This window comes from Eoetvoesiella caeni (assembly GCF_003315175.1).
GTDB classification, from domain to species: Bacteria; Pseudomonadota; Gammaproteobacteria; order Burkholderiales; family Burkholderiaceae_B; genus Eoetvoesia; species Eoetvoesia caeni.
The window spans coordinates 34,861-50,601 of sequence record NZ_QNRQ01000011.1 but is presented as its reverse complement, the minus strand read 5'-3'; the positions used below and the strand labels follow the sequence as shown (position 1 = coordinate 50,601).

The following is a 15,741-nucleotide window of genomic DNA, read 5'->3' as shown; positions in this document are numbered from 1 at the left end:
ACCGTTTTTGAGTGACCAATTGAGGCACAAGAATGCGGTTGGGACGGCTACCGGATAGTTGCTGGGGCTGAGCGGGAACCATGACGAGCATAGGCCTAAGTCATAACTTAGGAGCCTCGAAATGGCACTCTCTGATCTGACCGTCCGGCAGGCAAGGACCACCGGCAAGCGCTACACCCTCTCCGACAACGACTGCCTGGGCCTGATGGTCTCTGCCGCAGGCGGCAAGTCGTGGATTTTCCGCTACTACTGGCTGGGCAAACAGAAGCGCTTGTCCCTCGGCGGCTATCCCGCCCTCAGCCTGCGCGAGGCCCGCGCCGAGCGCGACAAGGCCCAGGCCCTGCTCGCCAGGGGGGTCGATCCCCAAATCGAACGTGACCAGCGCCGGCACGCGGCCAGGCTGGCAGGCGAATACACCTTCAAGAACGTCTTCGATGCCTGGGTCGAGCATCGCCGCAAGGAACTCAAGGAAGGCCGTCAAAGCACGCTTTCGCAGATCCTGCGCATCTTCAACAAGGACGTACTGCCCACCCTGGGAAAGATGTCGATCTACGACATTCGTCGGCCTCAACTCGTGGGCGTCGTGGCGGCCATCGAGAAGCGCAAGGCGTTCACCACCGCCGAGAAGGTCCGCACCTGGTTCAACCAGATGTTCCGCTATGCCTTGGTCATTGCAGAGGGGCTGGAAGTCAACCCGGCCGCGGACCTGGACGTGGTGGCGGAGCCCAAGCCCCCGGTGGCCCACAACCCCTATTTGCACCTGCCCGAGCTGCCCGAGTTCCTTCAGAAGCTCCGGCTCTACAACCCCCGTGGCTGGCAGACCCAGCTTGGCGTCCGTCTGCTGTTCCTGACGGGGGTGCGCACGGGCGAGTTGCGGCTGGCCGAACCTGAGCAATTCGACCTCGACCGCGGCTTGTGGATCATCCCGCCGCAGGTCGTCAAGCAGCTCCAGGACGAAATGCGCAAGGCCGGCAAGCGGCCGCAGGACGTGCCGCCCTACATCGTGCCCCTGTCCCTGCAGGCCATCGAGATCGTGCGCTATCTCCTGGGCGTGATGCGGCCGGCGCAGAAGTACCTGCTGTCGCATCGCAGCGAACTCAAGAGGCGCATCAGCGAGAACACCCTCAACAAGGCCGTGCAGCTCATGGGGTATGAGGGACGCCTGACCGGCCATGGCATCCGCGGCACCATCTCGACGGCGCTCAACGAGATCGGCTACCCGAAGATTTGGGTGGACGCACAGCTTTCGCACTCCGATCCGAACAAGGTCAGCTCGGCCTACAACCACGCCAAGTACGTGGAGCCCCGCCGCCGGATGATGCAGGACTGGGCCGATCGCCTCGACCTGCTTGAACAGGGCGAAGTGGAAGCCGCGAGTGCGCACCTGACCATCCGCATCGACGGCGTGCCGGCGATGGCGGAAGTGGAGGAAGCGCTGGGTGCGGTGGGTGCCGCCCCCACGGCGGCCGAGCCCGCTGTCCCCGGCGTGCCGCCCGTGGTGGCCACGCCCATCGTCGTGACCCCCAACAGCGGCGGAATCACGTTCCAGCGGCTGTCGCAGGTGCCGCCGCCGCCGGTGCATGCCCCGGAACCGGAAGTGTCAGCCATCCAGCGCGAGCGCGAGGAAATGCTGGCCATCTACGAGTCGCCGAACAATCTGCCGGTCCCACTGTTCGGCAAGCTGGCCGGCAAGTCCAAGGACCAGATCAACCGCGAGCTGAAGGCGGGCAAGCTCCTGTCGATCAGCCTGGGCAACCGGGGGCAGCGGGTTCCCGACTGGCAACTGGTACCGCTCAAGCACAAGCTGGCCCAAGTGCTCATGAACCAATGCGTGCACGCGGATTCGTGGGAGCTGTACCGCATGCTGACCCAGCCTCACCCCGACCTGGGTGATCGTGCGGCTATCGATGCGGTCACGCCGACCAACGTGCCCGCGATCATCCGCGTCATCATGGGTGACTACCAGCGCCACGAGGATGGGCCCGAGGCCGTTGCCTTGCGGCCCATTCCCGAGGATGTGCGGCTGAGCGTCCGTCGGCTGGTGGACAGCGCGGCAGTACTTGAGGGGGCCTAACCCCCTTCAAACTACGGCCGGGGTCATAGCTCCGGCCGTAGGGATGTTATTACGTGGCTTCGGCCCCGGCGACTTGCATCGCTCTGCGCTCGAACCGCTCCGAAGCGGAGTCGGTTTGCGCGTGGCGTCGCTGCAGGTAGGTCACGATTTCATAGGGGCCGTCGGCGAGAGGTCGCATGGTGATACCCCAGCCGTGGGCACGCTCGATGCGCGATTGCGCAGATACCCCGATGCCATAGCCGGCCGCAACCCATAGCGCCAGCATCTCGAATGAAGTCACCCGCTGGATGTTCTCCTCGTCCAACGGCATGAGGGAGGCCAGCCTTCCATCCAGCAGAGGACAGTCCTCGGCCTGCCAGCGATAGATCGGGTAGTCTTGAAGACCGGCGACGGTGAGCTTTGCCCTGTCGAGTAAATGGAACCGCGGCGGCACGGCGACAGCCATGCTCTCGGCCCACAAAGGTTGCGTCTTGAGGCCTGGGTCGCTGGCCCCCTGAAGCGACATTCCTGCGTCGTAGCGACCGTCCTGAATTCCCGCGACCAATTCGTCACCTGTTACCGCAGAAAACGTGAGCCTGACGTTTGGCTCTTCTGCGCGCTGCAGGGCCAGCAACTTGGAGAGCTGAAACGACGGCACACCCGGCGCGATGGCAAGCCGGAGGCGGGATGTTCGGCTGGTGATGCTGTGCATAAGCGCCGCGCAGAAGAGAGGCTAGGCAGGTCGAGTGCGAGCTAGCATGATGGGAAAGAGAGAAGTTTAACGTCTCCAAACTTAACGTGGTTAATTTTCGCAGTTTGATCGACCCTTCTGCCGATGCAGAAGACCACTATTCAGCCTGGACGTCCGTCTGGCACAACCACGTATGACTCCAAGCCAGCATTGGCATTCGGACAGGCCGTGCGCGCGGCTCGCGTCGCGCAAGGCGTCGCGCAGGATGAGTTCGCTTCTAGGGCAGGCATTGCACGCTCGCATATGGGAAAAATTGAACGTGGAGAACATGTACCTACGCTTCCGCTCATACTGAAAATTTCTACAGCACTTGGAATAAGTGCGGCCGAGCTTATGGCCGCAACCGAACACAATCTGAGTTTAAGCGCTGATTCTTGAGAAAATTATTTCAGTCAATCGTCGAAACCCTCACGCAGTCGGGAAATAAAACGCTCCAATGAAGCAGTCAAGTCACTACTTGCTGATCGGAGTAGGTAAGTAGTGATTACTGCTGATTTCACAGCCAGGGGGCGGATCACCACATCCTGGCGTTGGCTGACCGGAATCTTGGTTGCAGAGATAAAGCCGACGCCGTAACCTGCCCCCACCAGAGTCAGCATCATGTCCAGCGAGGACACGTGTTCAACAACATTCTGATTCCCCACTGGCCCCAGGAGTCGAGTCAGCTCGCGGCAGTAACCCTCGCATATCCGCGGATCGCACAACACAAGTGGATGGCCTCCCAGTTTATGTAGTGGAATCTCCTTATGGGCAAGCAACTCATGTAGTGCGGGCAAAGCGATCACAATTGGATCTCGCCAGATTGGCACGGCGACAATGCCATCGCTGACTTCATCGGTGTGCGCGAGACCGATCGTAAAGTCGCCCGACCGAAGCCCGCGCAACTGTTCGGCCAAGGGCACTTCGCACATACGTATCTCCATTTCCGGCTCTTCCACACGGCAGCGAGCCAAGAATGCTGACAGTCGGGGATCGAGAGCTCCATCGGATACGGCGATGCGCAGGCTGCCCCGCCTACCCGCTGCGATGGCCCTGGCATTCTCTTGCGCTTGTTCCAAGACCGTGAATAGTCGGCGAGTATCTTGCAAGAATGCAGCGCCGGCTGCTGTTAGGCGCGTACCTCTTCGATCCCGATCAAAGAGCACAACCCCCAGTTCGTCTTCCAGCTCTTTGATCGCTCGCGACAATGGCGGCTGCTCGATATGTAGGCGCTCAGCAGCTCGTGTGAAGTGCAATTCCTCGGCCAATGCGACAAAGCAACGAAGATGGCGTAGTTCCATGTACCTTATTTCCTAATCTCAAGCACATCGGGCCACATATCTTCAGACGGCCTTGGTAACTTCGAGCCAAGTGATGAGTGCAGGTCATCTGAAAGAACAGCATGCTGCCTGCATTGAGTTCTTCGCTGCATCTGTCGGACCGCAAGCGCGAAGAGGAAGAGCTACCGGCGATATGAGTCGGATTGGACATATATCCCCGTTCAGCGACTTTGAATTGCATTAAGTCTTCCGCGGCGGTGGGAAAAACCGGAAATGGTCTGCCACCATTTTCTTGGCCCTAAATCAGCGCCAAAACAGTTTCCAATTTCCCGCTAACGCTATTGCCTCCTTTTTATTGTTGCTGACCGCCACGCACTGATGTTCAGGCAAACTGCTTTTCACGTCTTGTCTCCAATTTTCGGAAAAATCGAATTAGTGCGTTGAATGAGAACACTAAAACAGTATTTGAAGTTGCGTCTTCCTATTGCGGAAAGCATTTTATTTGCCAGCTTAAAATTTTTTAACCATATCCCATGCACGAGGTCTCTGTCGTAAATTTGCCGTAAATTCTTCGTGACTTTGACGCTCCGGTTCCTGCAAGCGTCAAGTGCTTGCCTAGCGAAGCGGCTACTTGGCGGTAAGCCCGAACGGGTGGTTGGAAATTTACTTAGAATTTATGTAAGTCGACTTTGCGGGGGCGGATAATTTGCAAGGCCTCGATGCTTGTTTGAGGTGTGGCTATTTTGCCATTCATCACGAAGAAAAATCCTGCCTTTCAAGAATCCTCGGTCCGCGGGTAAGGCGACGGCAGTCTGCGGAGTGAATTTTTGGGTATGAAATTTGAATCTTAGTTATTTATCGCATCGATTAGAAATGCGCCGAAGATTATCTGCTTACGTACAAGGCAGGATTCAAATTTTTCCGGCAATGGTCTTCTTCGTTAAACCTTGTGAAGGCTAAAAAATCCATGCGTTATCCCGCCTTTAAGTTGGCAGCCCTGACAGCCATTTTCTTCGCTTGCGCCAGCAGCCCTCAGGCCGCACCAGCCTGCGAAGTGAGTCGACCTGTTAACTTCAGCGGCGCTAGCTGGGAATCCAACCTGGTGCTGGTGGAGGTGCAGCGCTTCATCCTCGAAAACGGCTACGGCTGCAAGACCGAGGTGCTGCCCACCGAGACCCTGCCGGCCCTGGCCGCGCTGGAGCGCGGCGACCTGGACGTGAACACCGAGATCTGGCTCAACTCCGTTGCGGAGCCCTGGAAGCGCGCCGAAGCCACCGGCAAGGTCAAGCGCGTGGGCGAGCTGTACCTGGGGGGCGAGGGCTGGTTCATTCCCCGCTACACCGCCGAGCGCCTGCCCGAGCTGAAGTCGGCGGCCGACCTGCCCAAGTTCAAGAAACATTTCGCCGATCCGGAAGAGCCCGGTAAGGGCCGTTTCTACGGTTGCCCGGCCGGCTGGGGCTGCGAGGTCGTCAGTTCCAACCTGTATCGCGCGCTGGGGCTGAAAGACAGCTTCACGCTGTACTCGCCGGGCACCGGCGCGGCGCAGAAGGCGGCGCTGACCTCCGCCTACAAGCGTAAACAGGATATCGTTTTCTACTATTGGTATCCGACGCCGCTGGTGGGCGCCCTGGACCTGGTGAAGCTGGAATTGCCGCCCTACGACGCGGCCAAGCACGAGTGCCTGACGGCGCCCAAGTGCGCCAACCCCGAGCCCAGCGCCTACCCCGAGAATCCGGTGTTCACGGCGCTCAACGCCCAATTCGTCCAGGACGCGCCGCAACTGACGGCATTCTTCTCCAAGGTGGCCGTGCCACTGCCGGTGATGGACCAGACCCTGGCCCACCTGGAAGAAACCGGCGACGACGCCGACGACGTGGCGCAATGGTTCCTGGAGAACCAGGGCGACCTGTGGAAGCAATGGGTGCCCGCCGACGTGGCGGCCCGAGTGCAGGACGCTCTCTGATCGGCTTGCCCCGCCGCCAGGTCTGGCGCGCCGCGCCATGGCCGGCGGCAAGCCTCCCGTGCCTTGAAATGAACCCGACGCGCCCCCGCGTCGGCGCGCCTGGGCACCAATCCTGATGGTGCTACGCCATGTTTCCTGAATTGATCCCCCCGCGCGAGCTGCGTCGCGCCATCGACGGTTTCGTCGATTCCTTGGTCACCGATTACGCCGACACCCTGGAAGCCTTGTCCAAGCCTTTCCTGCACATCCTGGTCTGGCTTGAACAAGTCCTCCGCAGTTCGCCCTGGTGGGCGGTGGTGCTGGCGGTCGTGGCCATCGCCTGGCTGGTCAGCCGACGCATCGGCCTGAGCGTCGCCATGGGCTCGCTGCTTTGCGTGGTCGGCCTGCTGGGCCTGTGGGACGCCGGCATGCAGACGTTGGCGCTCATGATCATGGCGGTGGTGCTGTCCGTCATCATCGGCATTCCGCTGGGCATCCTGATGGCGCGCATCAACTGGCTGCGCAGCATCATGATGCCGGTGCTGGACGTCATGCAGACCATGCCCAGCTTCGTCTACCTGATCCCGGTGGTCATGCTGTTCGGCCTGGGCAAGATCCCGGCCATCATCGCCACCGTCATCTACGCGGTGCCGCCGCTGATCCGCCTGACCGACCTGGGCATACGCCTGGTCGACCAGGAAGTGCTGGAGGCGTCCCGCGCCTTTGGCGCCAACTCGCGCCAGCAGTTGTTCGGCGTGCAACTGCCGCTGGCGCTGCCCAACATCATGGCCGGCATCAACCAGACCACCATGATGGCGCTCTCCATGGTCGTCATCGCCTCCATGATAGGCGCGCGCGGCCTGGGCTACGAGGTGCTGCTGGGCATCAATCGCCTGGAGGTCGGGCGCGGCCTGCTGGCCGGCCTGGGCATCGTAGTGCTGGCCGTGCTGTTCGACCGCATCACCCAATCCTATGGACAGCGCGTGCGCCAGGGAGGCAAGCGATGAGCAAGATCGAAGTCAAGAACATCTACAAGATATTCGGCCCGCATCCAGCCAAGTGGTTGGAGGCCGCGCGCTCGGATATCAGCAAGGAAGACCTGCTCAAGCGCAGCCGCCATACGCTGGGCTTGCGCGACATCAGCCTGAGCGTTGAGGAAGGCAGCATTTACGTCATCATGGGCCTGTCGGGCTCGGGCAAGTCCACGCTGATCCGCCACTTCAACCGCCTGATCGAGCCCACCGCCGGCCAGATCGTGGTCGACGGGGTGGACGTGGTCAGCCTGGGCAAGCGCGAACTGGAACAGTTCCGCCAGAAGACCATGAGCATGGTGTTCCAGCGCTTCGGCCTGTTCCCGCACCGCACTGTGCTGGAGAACGCCGCTTACGGCCTGGCCGTGCAGGGCGTGGCGCGCGCCCAGCGCGAGGACAAGGCGCGCTACTGGCTGGACCAAGTGGGCCTGAAGGAGTTCGAGGAACAGTACCCGGACCAGCTTTCCGGCGGTATGCAGCAGCGCGTCGGGCTGGCGCGCGCGCTGGCCACCGATGCCGAAATCCTGCTGATGGACGAGGCCTTCTCGGCGCTGGACCCGCTGATCCGCCGGGAAATGCAGGACCAGCTGCTGCAGTTGCAGCTCAAGCTGAACAAAACCATCGTCTTCATCACCCACGACCTGGACGAGGCCCTGCGCCTGGGTAACCGTATCGCGATCCTGAAGGACGGCGAGTTGATCCAGGAAGGCACGCCAGAAGACATCTTGCTGAACCCTGCGACCGAATACGTACAGACCTTCCTGCAGGACGTCAACCGCACCAAGGTGCTGAGCGCGTCGCACGCGGTCAATCCATCGCGCCTGACGCTGACCATGCGCACACGCCCCGCGCTTGCCATCAAACAGATGCGCGCGCTGGACTACGCTTTTGCCCCCGTCCTCGACGGCAAGCGTCTGGCTGGCGTTCTAACGGTTGATGCAGCGCTGACCGCCGAACAGGAAGGCCAGCGGGACATCTCGCGACAAGTGGTTGAGCTAGCATCAATGCCGGACACCGCCGGCTTGGATGAAGTGCTGGTGCAACTGGTGGCCAGTGACCAGCCCGTGGCAGTCACAGGCGATGGCGACAAGTTCATTGGCATGCTGTCGCGCGCGAAGGTGATGGAGCTGGTGACACCGGGTATCGGCAGCATCGAATCACGGTGAGACGCGCGGGCTGAACCTGCCGAAGTCCGGCCCATACGTGCACTGCTAATGGGTGTCAGCCCGAGATGAGATGTCCCGCTTGATGAATTCGCTCCAGCAGCGGGTGGCGTGGAGATTCGGTCGATTTTTCTGCGCGGCTTGACGCCACTTGCGGAGCCTTTACGCCGGCAACGCCGGACGCTAAGGCAAAAGGCCCCGCAGCTTACTGCAAACGCAAAGTCCGGTAATCACTTGAAAAATGAGCTGGCGACGCTGCTATTCAAGGCGAGACGGAAAGTTTCTCTCCATCCACTTTTTTTCCAATTTTCAAAGCGTTCTTGGCATCAGGGTTGCCATGTAAGGATGAATGAACGCTGATCACGGATTTCGACTCGGCGTGGTGTGAACTCTGTGTGAGCTTGCCAGTACCATTCTTCGTAGAAATGTTGTGCCTCAGTTCAAAGCGATAAAGCAGATGAAGCAATATTTTTCGATACACTTCATCGCCCTCGTGGGCATCTTCCATGCCAATATCGATGTTTGGATTGTCATTGACCTCAATAACAAACGACTGTTCTTCGTTGGATTTGATGTCAATGCCGTAGAGTCCATCGCCGATTAGATTTGCCGATTTACTCGCCAGCTCCAGTATCGATAAGGGCACCTCCGACAACGGGACGGATTCGACGCGTCCCTCCTGGAAATTGCCGTTGGCGGCGTGCTTGATGATCTGCCAATGGTCTTTGCACATGTGGTAGCGCGCCGCGAATAACGGCTTGCCATCCAAAACACCGATCCGCCAATCGAAGGGTGTATACATGAACTCCTGTGCCAGAATGACGTCGGATTCCTTGAGCATTTCACGCGCGATCTCAACCAATTGCGTCGCGTCCTCCGCCTTCTTGACGCTGAGACTAAAGGCGCCATCAGGCACCTTCAGCACCACCGGATAAGGCAGCAATCTGGCCGCCGTGTTCAGACTGTGCTTGCTCAACAAGAACGTCTGAGGTGTGGGCACGTCGTGGCCTTTCAGAAGTTCTGCGAGATACGCCTTGTTGGTGCATCGCAAGATCGACGTTGGATCGTCAATCACAGGCATATTGGCCATTTCTGCCTTGCGTGCAAACTGGAATGTGTGGTCGGATACTGCAGTCGTTTCCCGAATGAACAAGGCATCGAATTGGGTCAAGCGAGAAAAATCTTTCTTTTCGATCAATTCGACGGAGATATCAAGCTCTTCTCCAATATCGACAATCTTGCTCAGTGTTTTCAGGTTCGATGGAGGCAGAGGATCTTTCGGGTCATGCAGTATGGCGACCGCCATGCGGTACGTGCGGGGTCGCGGAGCTGGATTCCAAGTCCTTCGGGTGAACTTGGCGAGGCCTCGCGTAAAGACGCCATCCTGTTCCGCACTGATGTCCGCAGGCTTGAGCGGTTGTATGGCCGCGACCTCCCACACCTCCGACTTGGCTGCGCGCTCCACTTCAATCTCCAATAGCGGGCACTGGAACATTTCGAAGCTCTTGCGGGCAAGATTGGCAAGCTGCGGGTCCTCTATTTCTCCGAAGAACACGTGCAGGGTGAGGCTGCGGACTGATCGAGGAACCTCTTTCAGCGGGCCGACAAGGGAGTTCAGCGTCGGCAGCATGCTTGCCTGCGGCTTGCGGCGTGCGAGATCCAGGATGGTTTCGACGCTCGGAGTCACTCGATCTCCGCGAGCCTCCGCGAGCAGCGAACAGTAGTACCCGACACTCAGGTAGCTGTAGCTACGGCACAAATTGATGATCTTGCGCGGCCGGCTTCGTATTCGCGGGCCGTCCGCAAGGAAGTGTTCTGCCGTGACGACCTCCATGTCTGGGTCGCTCCAGCGAAAATCGCTTGGTTTCTCGACGATGATCAGATGGTCCGAATTCATTGGGAGCTCTAAATGCAAAAGAATCGTTGCTCCGGCCATCGATCATGGCCGGAATGGGGGGCGCTCGAACTGCGTGGCCTAACCAGGCGGCGCCTGGTTCCAGTCGATGTTTGAATTGTCCGCGTTCCTGCCGGCAGCTTTCGTGGCGATATCAGGACGCAACTGCTTGCGAAAACGGATGGCACTCGCGCCATCGGCGTAGTAATCGCGGATTGGAGCACCAAATGGCGTGTAGCCTAGTGCGCGAAATAGCGCGTGCGCGCGCACATTGTCAATGCGACTTTCCAGACGCACTTCGGTGCAGCCGTGCGCCGTTGCTGCGCGGGAGACTTCATTTGTGAGAAGGTGGCCGATTCCGGAGCGTTGGCAGCCGCACTTGACGGCAATCGAATAAAGGCGAGCAATCTGAGATCGCTTGCGCATGAGAATTACCGCACTACCTACGACCATGGCACCTGCCTCTGCCACCAGTACAATGGCCGAGGCACTCTTTGATAGCGCGCGCCAGCTTCTTCGCGATATTCGATCAGAAGCGAACGATTGTTCTTCAAGCTCTATGAGCTGCTCGATATCCTGGTGGTCGGCCAGCCTAATGCGGGTTTTTGTCATCTGCGTTGTGAAGAACTCGAACTTCGCTTGCGGCGCGTGGGGTACTCAATGAGCACCCATGCAAGAAGCAGCGGAACCACAATGGCGAGAACAGCCAGCATGAAGTGCAGAAACTCATTCAACACGATGAGATTCCAAATGCTTGGCCGTTGATCGGTTCTCGCGCCATTTCTCGACGCGGTTGGCCAAGCGGAAGAACGCGATGAACCCGACGACGACGACGGATACAAAGGTAATGTCCTGGAGGAATTGAGGCACTGGTGGCGTCCGATGGTCCTTGGTAGTCACCTAAACCATACGCCGCGGCGGCCAAGGGCGTCGTAAATTTGGCATAAAGTCTCGCCCTGTAGGCGGTGCCGCGAGGCCCTCCTGTAACACTGACTCCCTGCCGCAGGGGCTTCGCAAGCGGCACCCCCCATCAAATTTACGCAGAAGTTATGACGCGACCAGGGACTTAGGCGAATACTGCTGCATGGCAATTTCGCCATTCGATTGCGAAAAAGAACATGCGCGCTCAAATCTTCAAGTCCCTGGCGGGCGTCGCTGCGGTATGCGGCGGTGTCATGGCAGCTACGCTGCCGTCTGTAGCAACCGCACAAGTCACTGGCAGCGTGGCCTTGACTTCCGACTACGTGTGGCGGGGGTCTTCCCAGACCCGCGAGAAGCCCGCCATTCAAGGGTCGTTCAAGTACGCCCACGACTCCGGTCTCTATGCCTCGGTGTGGGGTTCGAACGTCAAGTTCAAGCCCGACAACGGCGCGTCGAGTGAGTTCGACATCGCGCTGGGCTGGAGCGGCAAAGTCGCTGAGGACTGGGCGCTCGACGTCTACTACCTGCGCTACCAGTACCCGGGCTCCGATGTGAACCTCAACTGGAACGAGGTCAATGCCGCCGTGACGTGGCGCGACAACTACTGGGTCGCGGTCGGGCATTCCACGAACGCCATGGCAAGCAAGACCACCGGTACCTATGCACTGGTGGGCGCCCGCTACCCGATCAACGACACATGGCGGGTCGAGGGAACCCTGGCGCGCTACTTCCTCGACAGCGCTTACGCGAAGAGCTACACCCACGGCTCCGTCGGTGTCGTCTGGGCGTTCAAGGCCCCCTTCGAGGCTCGCCTGACGTTGCATGGCACCGACTCGGCGACCAAGCAACTATTCCCCGGCATGGCTGGCTCGCGCGCCGAGTTTGCCATCCAGGCTTCTTTTTGACGGAGCGCCTGATGAATGCAAGCCTCATTGAACCAAGCGACGGAGCCCGACCATGACTGAGTTTCTTCTCGTATTCGCCCTCGCGATTGCCCTGGGCTGGCCGCTTGGCCGCTACCTGGCCGCAGTGATGCGCGGCGAGCCGATGCGTGGCGACGGGTTGTTCCGTTGGTTGGAACGACCGCTGTATGCGCTCATCGGCACCAATCCCCAGCGCGGCATGAGCTGGCGCGGTTATGCGGGCGCTTTCGTGCTCAGCAACCTGGTGCTGGCCGTCATTGTCTGGCTGATCCTGATGACCCAGGCCTGGTTGCCGCTCAACCCCAATGGCGCGCCCAACATGAGCTGGGATCTGGCGCTGCACACCATGGTCTCATTCCTGACCAACACCAACCAGCAGCACTACTCGGGGCAAGCGCAACTCTCCTATCTCGCGCACATGACGGGCATCGTGACGCTGCAGGTCATCACGCCGATGATGGGGCTGGCGCTCACTGCCGCGACGCTGCGTGGGCTGTTCGGCGGACGCAATGCGCAGGCGCGCAAGGTCGAAGGCCATGAGCAGGAGCCCGTGGACGTCGGCAATTACTGGGCCGACGTGATCCGCCCCACGCTGCGTTTCATGGTGCCGCTGTGCCTGGTGTGGTCGGTGCTGCTGACCAGCCAAGGCGTCCCGGCCACGCTGGCGGGCGGTCCCGTGGTCGCGCCCGTCGATGCGACGGTCGAGATGAAAGAGCAGAAGATCCCGCTCGGCCCGGTTTCGCCGATGGTGGCGATCAAGCAACTCGGCACCAATGGTGGCGGCTGGTATGGCCCCAACAGCTCGGTGCCACTGGAAAACCCCACGCCGCTGTCCAACCTGCTGGAAACGCTGGCACTGATTCTCGTGCCCGTGGCGGTCGCTTTCATGATTGGCCCGTTCACCGGACGGCGCAAATTCGCAGGCATGGTATTCGGCACGATGCTGCTGATGTCCGTGGCTTCCGCGGGTTTTGCCATCTGGTCCGAAGGGCATTCCTCGACCTCGTCGGACATCGCACTGATGGAAGGCAAGGAAGTGCGTTTGGGGGCCGATCCGTCTGCACTGTGGGCCGCGCTGACGACGCAGACCTCCAACGGCTCGGTCAACGCCATGCACGATTCGGTGGCACCGCTCACTGGCCTGGTCACGATCAGTGACATGCTGATCAATGCCATCTGGGGCGGCATCGGCAGTGGACTGCAACAGTTCCTGACGTATCTGCTGCTTGGCGTGTTCCTGGCGGGGCTGATGACCGGACGGACGCCCGAACTGTTCGGCCGAAAAATCGAAGCGCCGGAGGTCAAGCTGCTTGCAGTTCTCGTGCTGCTGCAGCCCCTGGTGCTGCTGGGGCTGACCGCCATCACGTTGTCGGTGCCGAGCCTGACAGGAAACTCGAACCCTGGGTTCCACGCCATCAGCCAGGTGTTTTATGAGTACACCTCGGCCTTTGCCAACAACGGTTCTGGCTTCGAGGGATTGGGGGACGCCACCGTGTGGTGGAACGTGACGTGCAGCTTCGTGCTGGCCGCAGGACGCTATCCAGCGCTCATCATTCCCCTGGTGATCGCCGCCATGCTTGCACGCAAGCGCCAGGCCCCGGAGAGCGCGGGCAGCCTGCAGATCGAAACCCCCACATTTGCGCTCACGCTGATCGCCGTCATTGTCATCCTGACGCTGCTTCAGTTCATGCCTGTGCTGGTGCTGGGGCCTGTGGCCGATCACCTGACCCTGGTTGCGCGTTGAGGAAAACATCATGAGCAATACAACCTCCCAAGAAAACCCAGTCCGCACGCCGCGACTGGAAGAGCGCGGGTTCGTCCCCGCACTGATCAACGCCTTCATCAAACTGGCGCCGCAGCACATCATCAAGAACCCGGTCATGGCCGTGGTCTGGCTGGGCACCCTTGTGACTGCGGCGGCCACGCTGGCCGGCTGGGCGCAGCCTGGCTTCGGCTGGGCGGTGACCGTGATCCTGCTGATCACCGTGCTGTTCGGCAATTTCGCCGAGGCGGTGGCCGAGTCACGGGGGCGGGGCCAAGCCGCCTCGCTGCGCCGTGCCCGCAAGGACCTGATGGCGCGGCGGCTCGACAAGGCTGCAGGCGAAAAGACCGTGCCCGCCGCGGAACTGCGGCCCGGCGACCTCGTCGTGATCGAGGAAGGGCAACTGGTGCCGGCCGATGGCGAGATTGTTGAAGGCCTGGCGACCATCAACGAGGCCGCCGTCACCGGCGAGTCCGCGCCCGTGCTGCGCGAGGCCGGCACCGACCGCTCGGGCGTGATCGGCGGCACCAAGGTGCTGTCCGACCGAATCGTCGTTCGCGTCACAGCCGAGCCGGGCAACAGCTTCCTCGATCGCATGATCGCCCTCGTAGAAGGCTCGAACCGGCAGAAAACGCCCAATGAAGTCGCCCTTGGCTTGCTTCTGGGCGTGATGACGTTGACCTTCCTGATCGTCGTCGTGACCCTGCCATTCATCGGTGGGTTCGTCGGCGTCGAGGTGAATGTGGTGCTGCTGGTCGCCCTGCTGGTGTGCCTGATCCCGACCACCATCGGCGGTCTGCTGCCGGCCATCGGCATCGCCGGCATGAACCGCGCCCTGCAAGCCAACGTGCTGGCCAAGTCCGGTAAAGCCGTGGAGGTGGCAGGCGACGTGGACGTGTTGCTGCTGGACAAGACTGGCACGATCACCTACGGCGACCGCCAGGCCACGGCCTTTCATCCGATGGCCGCCGTGGATGGGGCGCAGCTGCGCCAGGCCGCGCTACTGGCCTCTTTGGCCGATCCGACGCCTGAAGGCAAGTCCATCGTCAAGCTCGCACGGGAGAAGGGCGAGAAGCTGACCGACCCCGATGGAGCGCATTTCGTGCAGTTCACCGCACAGACGCGGATGTCTGGTGTCGATCTTCCGGGCGACCGCGTGATCCGAAAAGGGGCGATGGACGCGATTGTCAAGCACGTCAAGCTTCTCGACGGTCACGTGCCCGCGGAGCTGGAGGCTCGCGTCACCAGTGTCGCTCGCAAGGGCGCCACGCCGCTGGTGGTCAGCGATGGCCGGCATGTTCTGGGTGTCATCGAACTGTCGGACGTCGTCAAGCACGGAATCAAGGAACGCTTTGCCCGCTTGCGCGCCATGGGCATCAAGACCGTCATGATCACTGGCGACAACAAGTTGACGGCGGCCAGCATCGCTGCCGACGCAGGCGTGGACGACTACATCGCGGAGGCAAAGCCGGAAGACAAACTTGCGCGCATCCGCGCCGAGCAGTCCGGCGGCCGTCTCGTGGCGATGGTCGGCGACGGCACCAATGACGCGCCGGCGCTGGCCCAGGCCGACGTGGGGCTGGCCATGAACTCCGGCACCCAGGCGGCCAAGGAGGCCGGCAACATGGTCGACCTGGACAGCGACCCGGCCAAGCTGCTGGCGGTGGTGGAAATCGGCAAGCAGCAGCTCATCACACGCGGCGCGCTGACCACCTTCTCGTTGGCCAACGACGTGTCCAAGTACTTCGCCATCCTGCCGGCTCTGTTCGCTGCTTCCATCCCGCAGATGGCAGCGCTCAACGTCATGAATCTGAGCAGCCCGACCAGCGCGGTGTTGTCGGCATTGATCTTCAACGCCATCATCATCCCGCTGCTGATTCCTTTGGCGTTGCGTGGTGTGCGATTCAAGCCGTCCACATCGACCCAGTTGCTGCGCAGCAACATGCTGATCTACGGCGTTGGCGGTGTCTTGCTGCCCTTCATCGCGATCAAGGTCATCGACGTCTTGATTTCAACCTTGTTCTCTTTCTGAGGAGTTGATC

At 60.6% G+C, this 15,741-nt stretch carries 13 protein-coding genes; 8 read left to right on the top strand and 5 right to left on the bottom strand.

Going from position 1 to position 15,741, the window contains the following annotated elements; all coding sequences use genetic code 11:
- Positions 1–121 precede the first annotated feature (121 nt).
- The gene (locus DFR37_RS17105) at positions 122–2,074 is read left to right on the top strand and encodes a tyrosine-type recombinase/integrase (RefSeq protein WP_113934445.1); all 1,953 of its coding nucleotides are present in this window, start codon (positions 122–124) and stop codon (positions 2,072–2,074) included.
- A 49-nt stretch (positions 2,075–2,123) separates the two neighbouring features.
- Here DFR37_RS17105 and DFR37_RS17100 read toward each other — a convergent pair whose 3' ends face one another.
- A complete protein-coding gene (locus DFR37_RS17100; RefSeq protein ID WP_113934444.1) occupies positions 2,124–2,765 on the bottom strand; it encodes a substrate-binding domain-containing protein in 642 nt (213 codons plus the stop codon).
- Between the two features lie 123 nt (positions 2,766–2,888).
- On the opposite strand from DFR37_RS17100, the gene DFR37_RS17095 reads away from it, so the two are divergent.
- On the top strand, positions 2,889–3,182 hold the full coding sequence (locus DFR37_RS17095) for a helix-turn-helix domain-containing protein (protein ID WP_079278805.1): 294 nt from the start codon (positions 2,889–2,891) through the stop codon (positions 3,180–3,182).
- Between the two features lie 14 nt (positions 3,183–3,196).
- On the opposite strand, the gene DFR37_RS17090 is transcribed toward DFR37_RS17095, so the two are convergent.
- Positions 3,197–4,084, bottom strand: coding sequence for a LysR family transcriptional regulator (locus DFR37_RS17090; protein WP_113934443.1), 888 nt, complete (start codon positions 4,082–4,084; stop codon positions 3,197–3,199).
- A gap of 946 nt (positions 4,085–5,030) precedes the next feature.
- Between DFR37_RS17090 and DFR37_RS17085 the strand changes: the two genes are divergently transcribed.
- The 3 genes from DFR37_RS17085 (at position 5,031) to DFR37_RS17075 (ending at position 8,202) form a co-directional block, all read left to right on the top strand.
- Positions 5,031–6,026, top strand: a complete 996-nt coding sequence (locus DFR37_RS17085; RefSeq protein WP_113934442.1) for an ABC transporter substrate-binding protein — start codon at positions 5,031–5,033, stop codon at positions 6,024–6,026.
- Positions 6,027–6,154: 128 nt separating this feature from the next.
- Complete coding sequence (locus tag DFR37_RS17080) at positions 6,155–7,012, top strand: ABC transporter permease (RefSeq protein WP_021205021.1); 858 nt, start codon at positions 6,155–6,157, stop codon at positions 7,010–7,012.
- On the top strand, positions 7,009–8,202 hold the full coding sequence (locus DFR37_RS17075; RefSeq protein WP_113934441.1) for a quaternary amine ABC transporter ATP-binding protein: 1,194 nt from the start codon (positions 7,009–7,011) through the stop codon (positions 8,200–8,202). The genes DFR37_RS17080 and DFR37_RS17075 overlap by 4 nt, the downstream gene beginning before the upstream one ends.
- 259 nt (positions 8,203–8,461) lie before the next feature.
- On the opposite strand, the gene DFR37_RS17070 is transcribed toward DFR37_RS17075, so the two are convergent.
- The 3 genes from DFR37_RS17070 to DFR37_RS23050 form a co-directional block, all read right to left on the bottom strand.
- On the bottom strand, positions 8,462–10,096 hold the full coding sequence (locus DFR37_RS17070) for a RimK family ATP-grasp domain-containing protein (RefSeq protein ID WP_113934440.1): 1,635 nt from the start codon (positions 10,094–10,096) through the stop codon (positions 8,462–8,464).
- A 78-nt stretch (positions 10,097–10,174) separates the two neighbouring features.
- Positions 10,175–10,705 (bottom strand): GNAT family N-acetyltransferase, encoded by a 531-nt coding sequence (locus DFR37_RS17065; protein ID WP_113934439.1) that lies wholly within the window; start codon positions 10,703–10,705, stop codon positions 10,175–10,177.
- Positions 10,706–10,819: 114 nt separating this feature from the next.
- The gene (locus DFR37_RS23050) at positions 10,820–10,963 is read right to left on the bottom strand and encodes a hypothetical protein (protein ID WP_170139946.1); all 144 of its coding nucleotides are present in this window, start codon (positions 10,961–10,963) and stop codon (positions 10,820–10,822) included.
- A 248-nt stretch (positions 10,964–11,211) separates the two neighbouring features.
- Here DFR37_RS23050 and DFR37_RS17060 point away from each other — a divergent pair, with 248 nt between their 5' ends.
- From DFR37_RS17060 to kdpB, 3 genes are read left to right on the top strand one after another with little or no spacing between them, the layout of a single operon-like run.
- Positions 11,212–11,919: a TorF family putative porin gene (locus DFR37_RS17060; RefSeq protein WP_031284829.1), complete on the top strand. Its 708-nt coding sequence runs from the start codon at positions 11,212–11,214 to the stop codon at positions 11,917–11,919.
- A gap of 52 nt (positions 11,920–11,971) precedes the next feature.
- Complete coding sequence (gene kdpA / locus DFR37_RS17055; protein ID WP_113934438.1) at positions 11,972–13,681, top strand: potassium-transporting ATPase subunit KdpA; 1,710 nt, start codon at positions 11,972–11,974, stop codon at positions 13,679–13,681.
- A 10-nt stretch (positions 13,682–13,691) separates the two neighbouring features.
- Positions 13,692–15,731 (top strand): potassium-transporting ATPase subunit KdpB, encoded by a 2,040-nt coding sequence (gene kdpB / locus DFR37_RS17050; RefSeq protein WP_021205016.1) that lies wholly within the window; start codon positions 13,692–13,694, stop codon positions 15,729–15,731.
- Positions 15,732–15,741: the final 10 nt, after the last annotated feature.

Bases quoted from the DNA above. Each gene is read 5' to 3' on its own strand.
- DFR37_RS17095 (WP_079278805.1), top strand. From the start codon at position 2,889: ATGCAGAAGACCACTATTCAGCCTGGACGTCCGTCTGGCACAACCACG.
- DFR37_RS17060 (WP_031284829.1), top strand. From the start codon at position 11,212: ATGCGCGCTCAAATCTTCAAGTCCCTGGCGGGCGTCGCTGCGGTATGC.
- DFR37_RS17080 (WP_021205021.1), top strand. From the start codon at position 6,155: ATGTTTCCTGAATTGATCCCCCCGCGCGAGCTGCGTCGCGCCATCGAC.
- DFR37_RS17065 (WP_113934439.1), bottom strand. From the start codon at position 10,705: ATGACAAAAACCCGCATTAGGCTGGCCGACCACCAGGATATCGAGCAG.
- DFR37_RS17085 (WP_113934442.1), top strand. From the start codon at position 5,031: ATGCGTTATCCCGCCTTTAAGTTGGCAGCCCTGACAGCCATTTTCTTC.
- DFR37_RS17070 (WP_113934440.1), bottom strand. From the start codon at position 10,096: ATGAATTCGGACCATCTGATCATCGTCGAGAAACCAAGCGATTTTCGC.
- DFR37_RS17105 (WP_113934445.1), top strand. From the start codon at position 122: ATGGCACTCTCTGATCTGACCGTCCGGCAGGCAAGGACCACCGGCAAG.
- DFR37_RS17100 (WP_113934444.1), bottom strand. From the start codon at position 2,765: ATGCACAGCATCACCAGCCGAACATCCCGCCTCCGGCTTGCCATCGCG.
- DFR37_RS17090 (WP_113934443.1), bottom strand. From the start codon at position 4,084: ATGGAACTACGCCATCTTCGTTGCTTTGTCGCATTGGCCGAGGAATTG.
- DFR37_RS17075 (WP_113934441.1), top strand. From the start codon at position 7,009: ATGAGCAAGATCGAAGTCAAGAACATCTACAAGATATTCGGCCCGCAT.
- kdpB (WP_021205016.1), top strand. From the start codon at position 13,692: ATGAGCAATACAACCTCCCAAGAAAACCCAGTCCGCACGCCGCGACTG.
- kdpA (WP_113934438.1), top strand. From the start codon at position 11,972: ATGACTGAGTTTCTTCTCGTATTCGCCCTCGCGATTGCCCTGGGCTGG.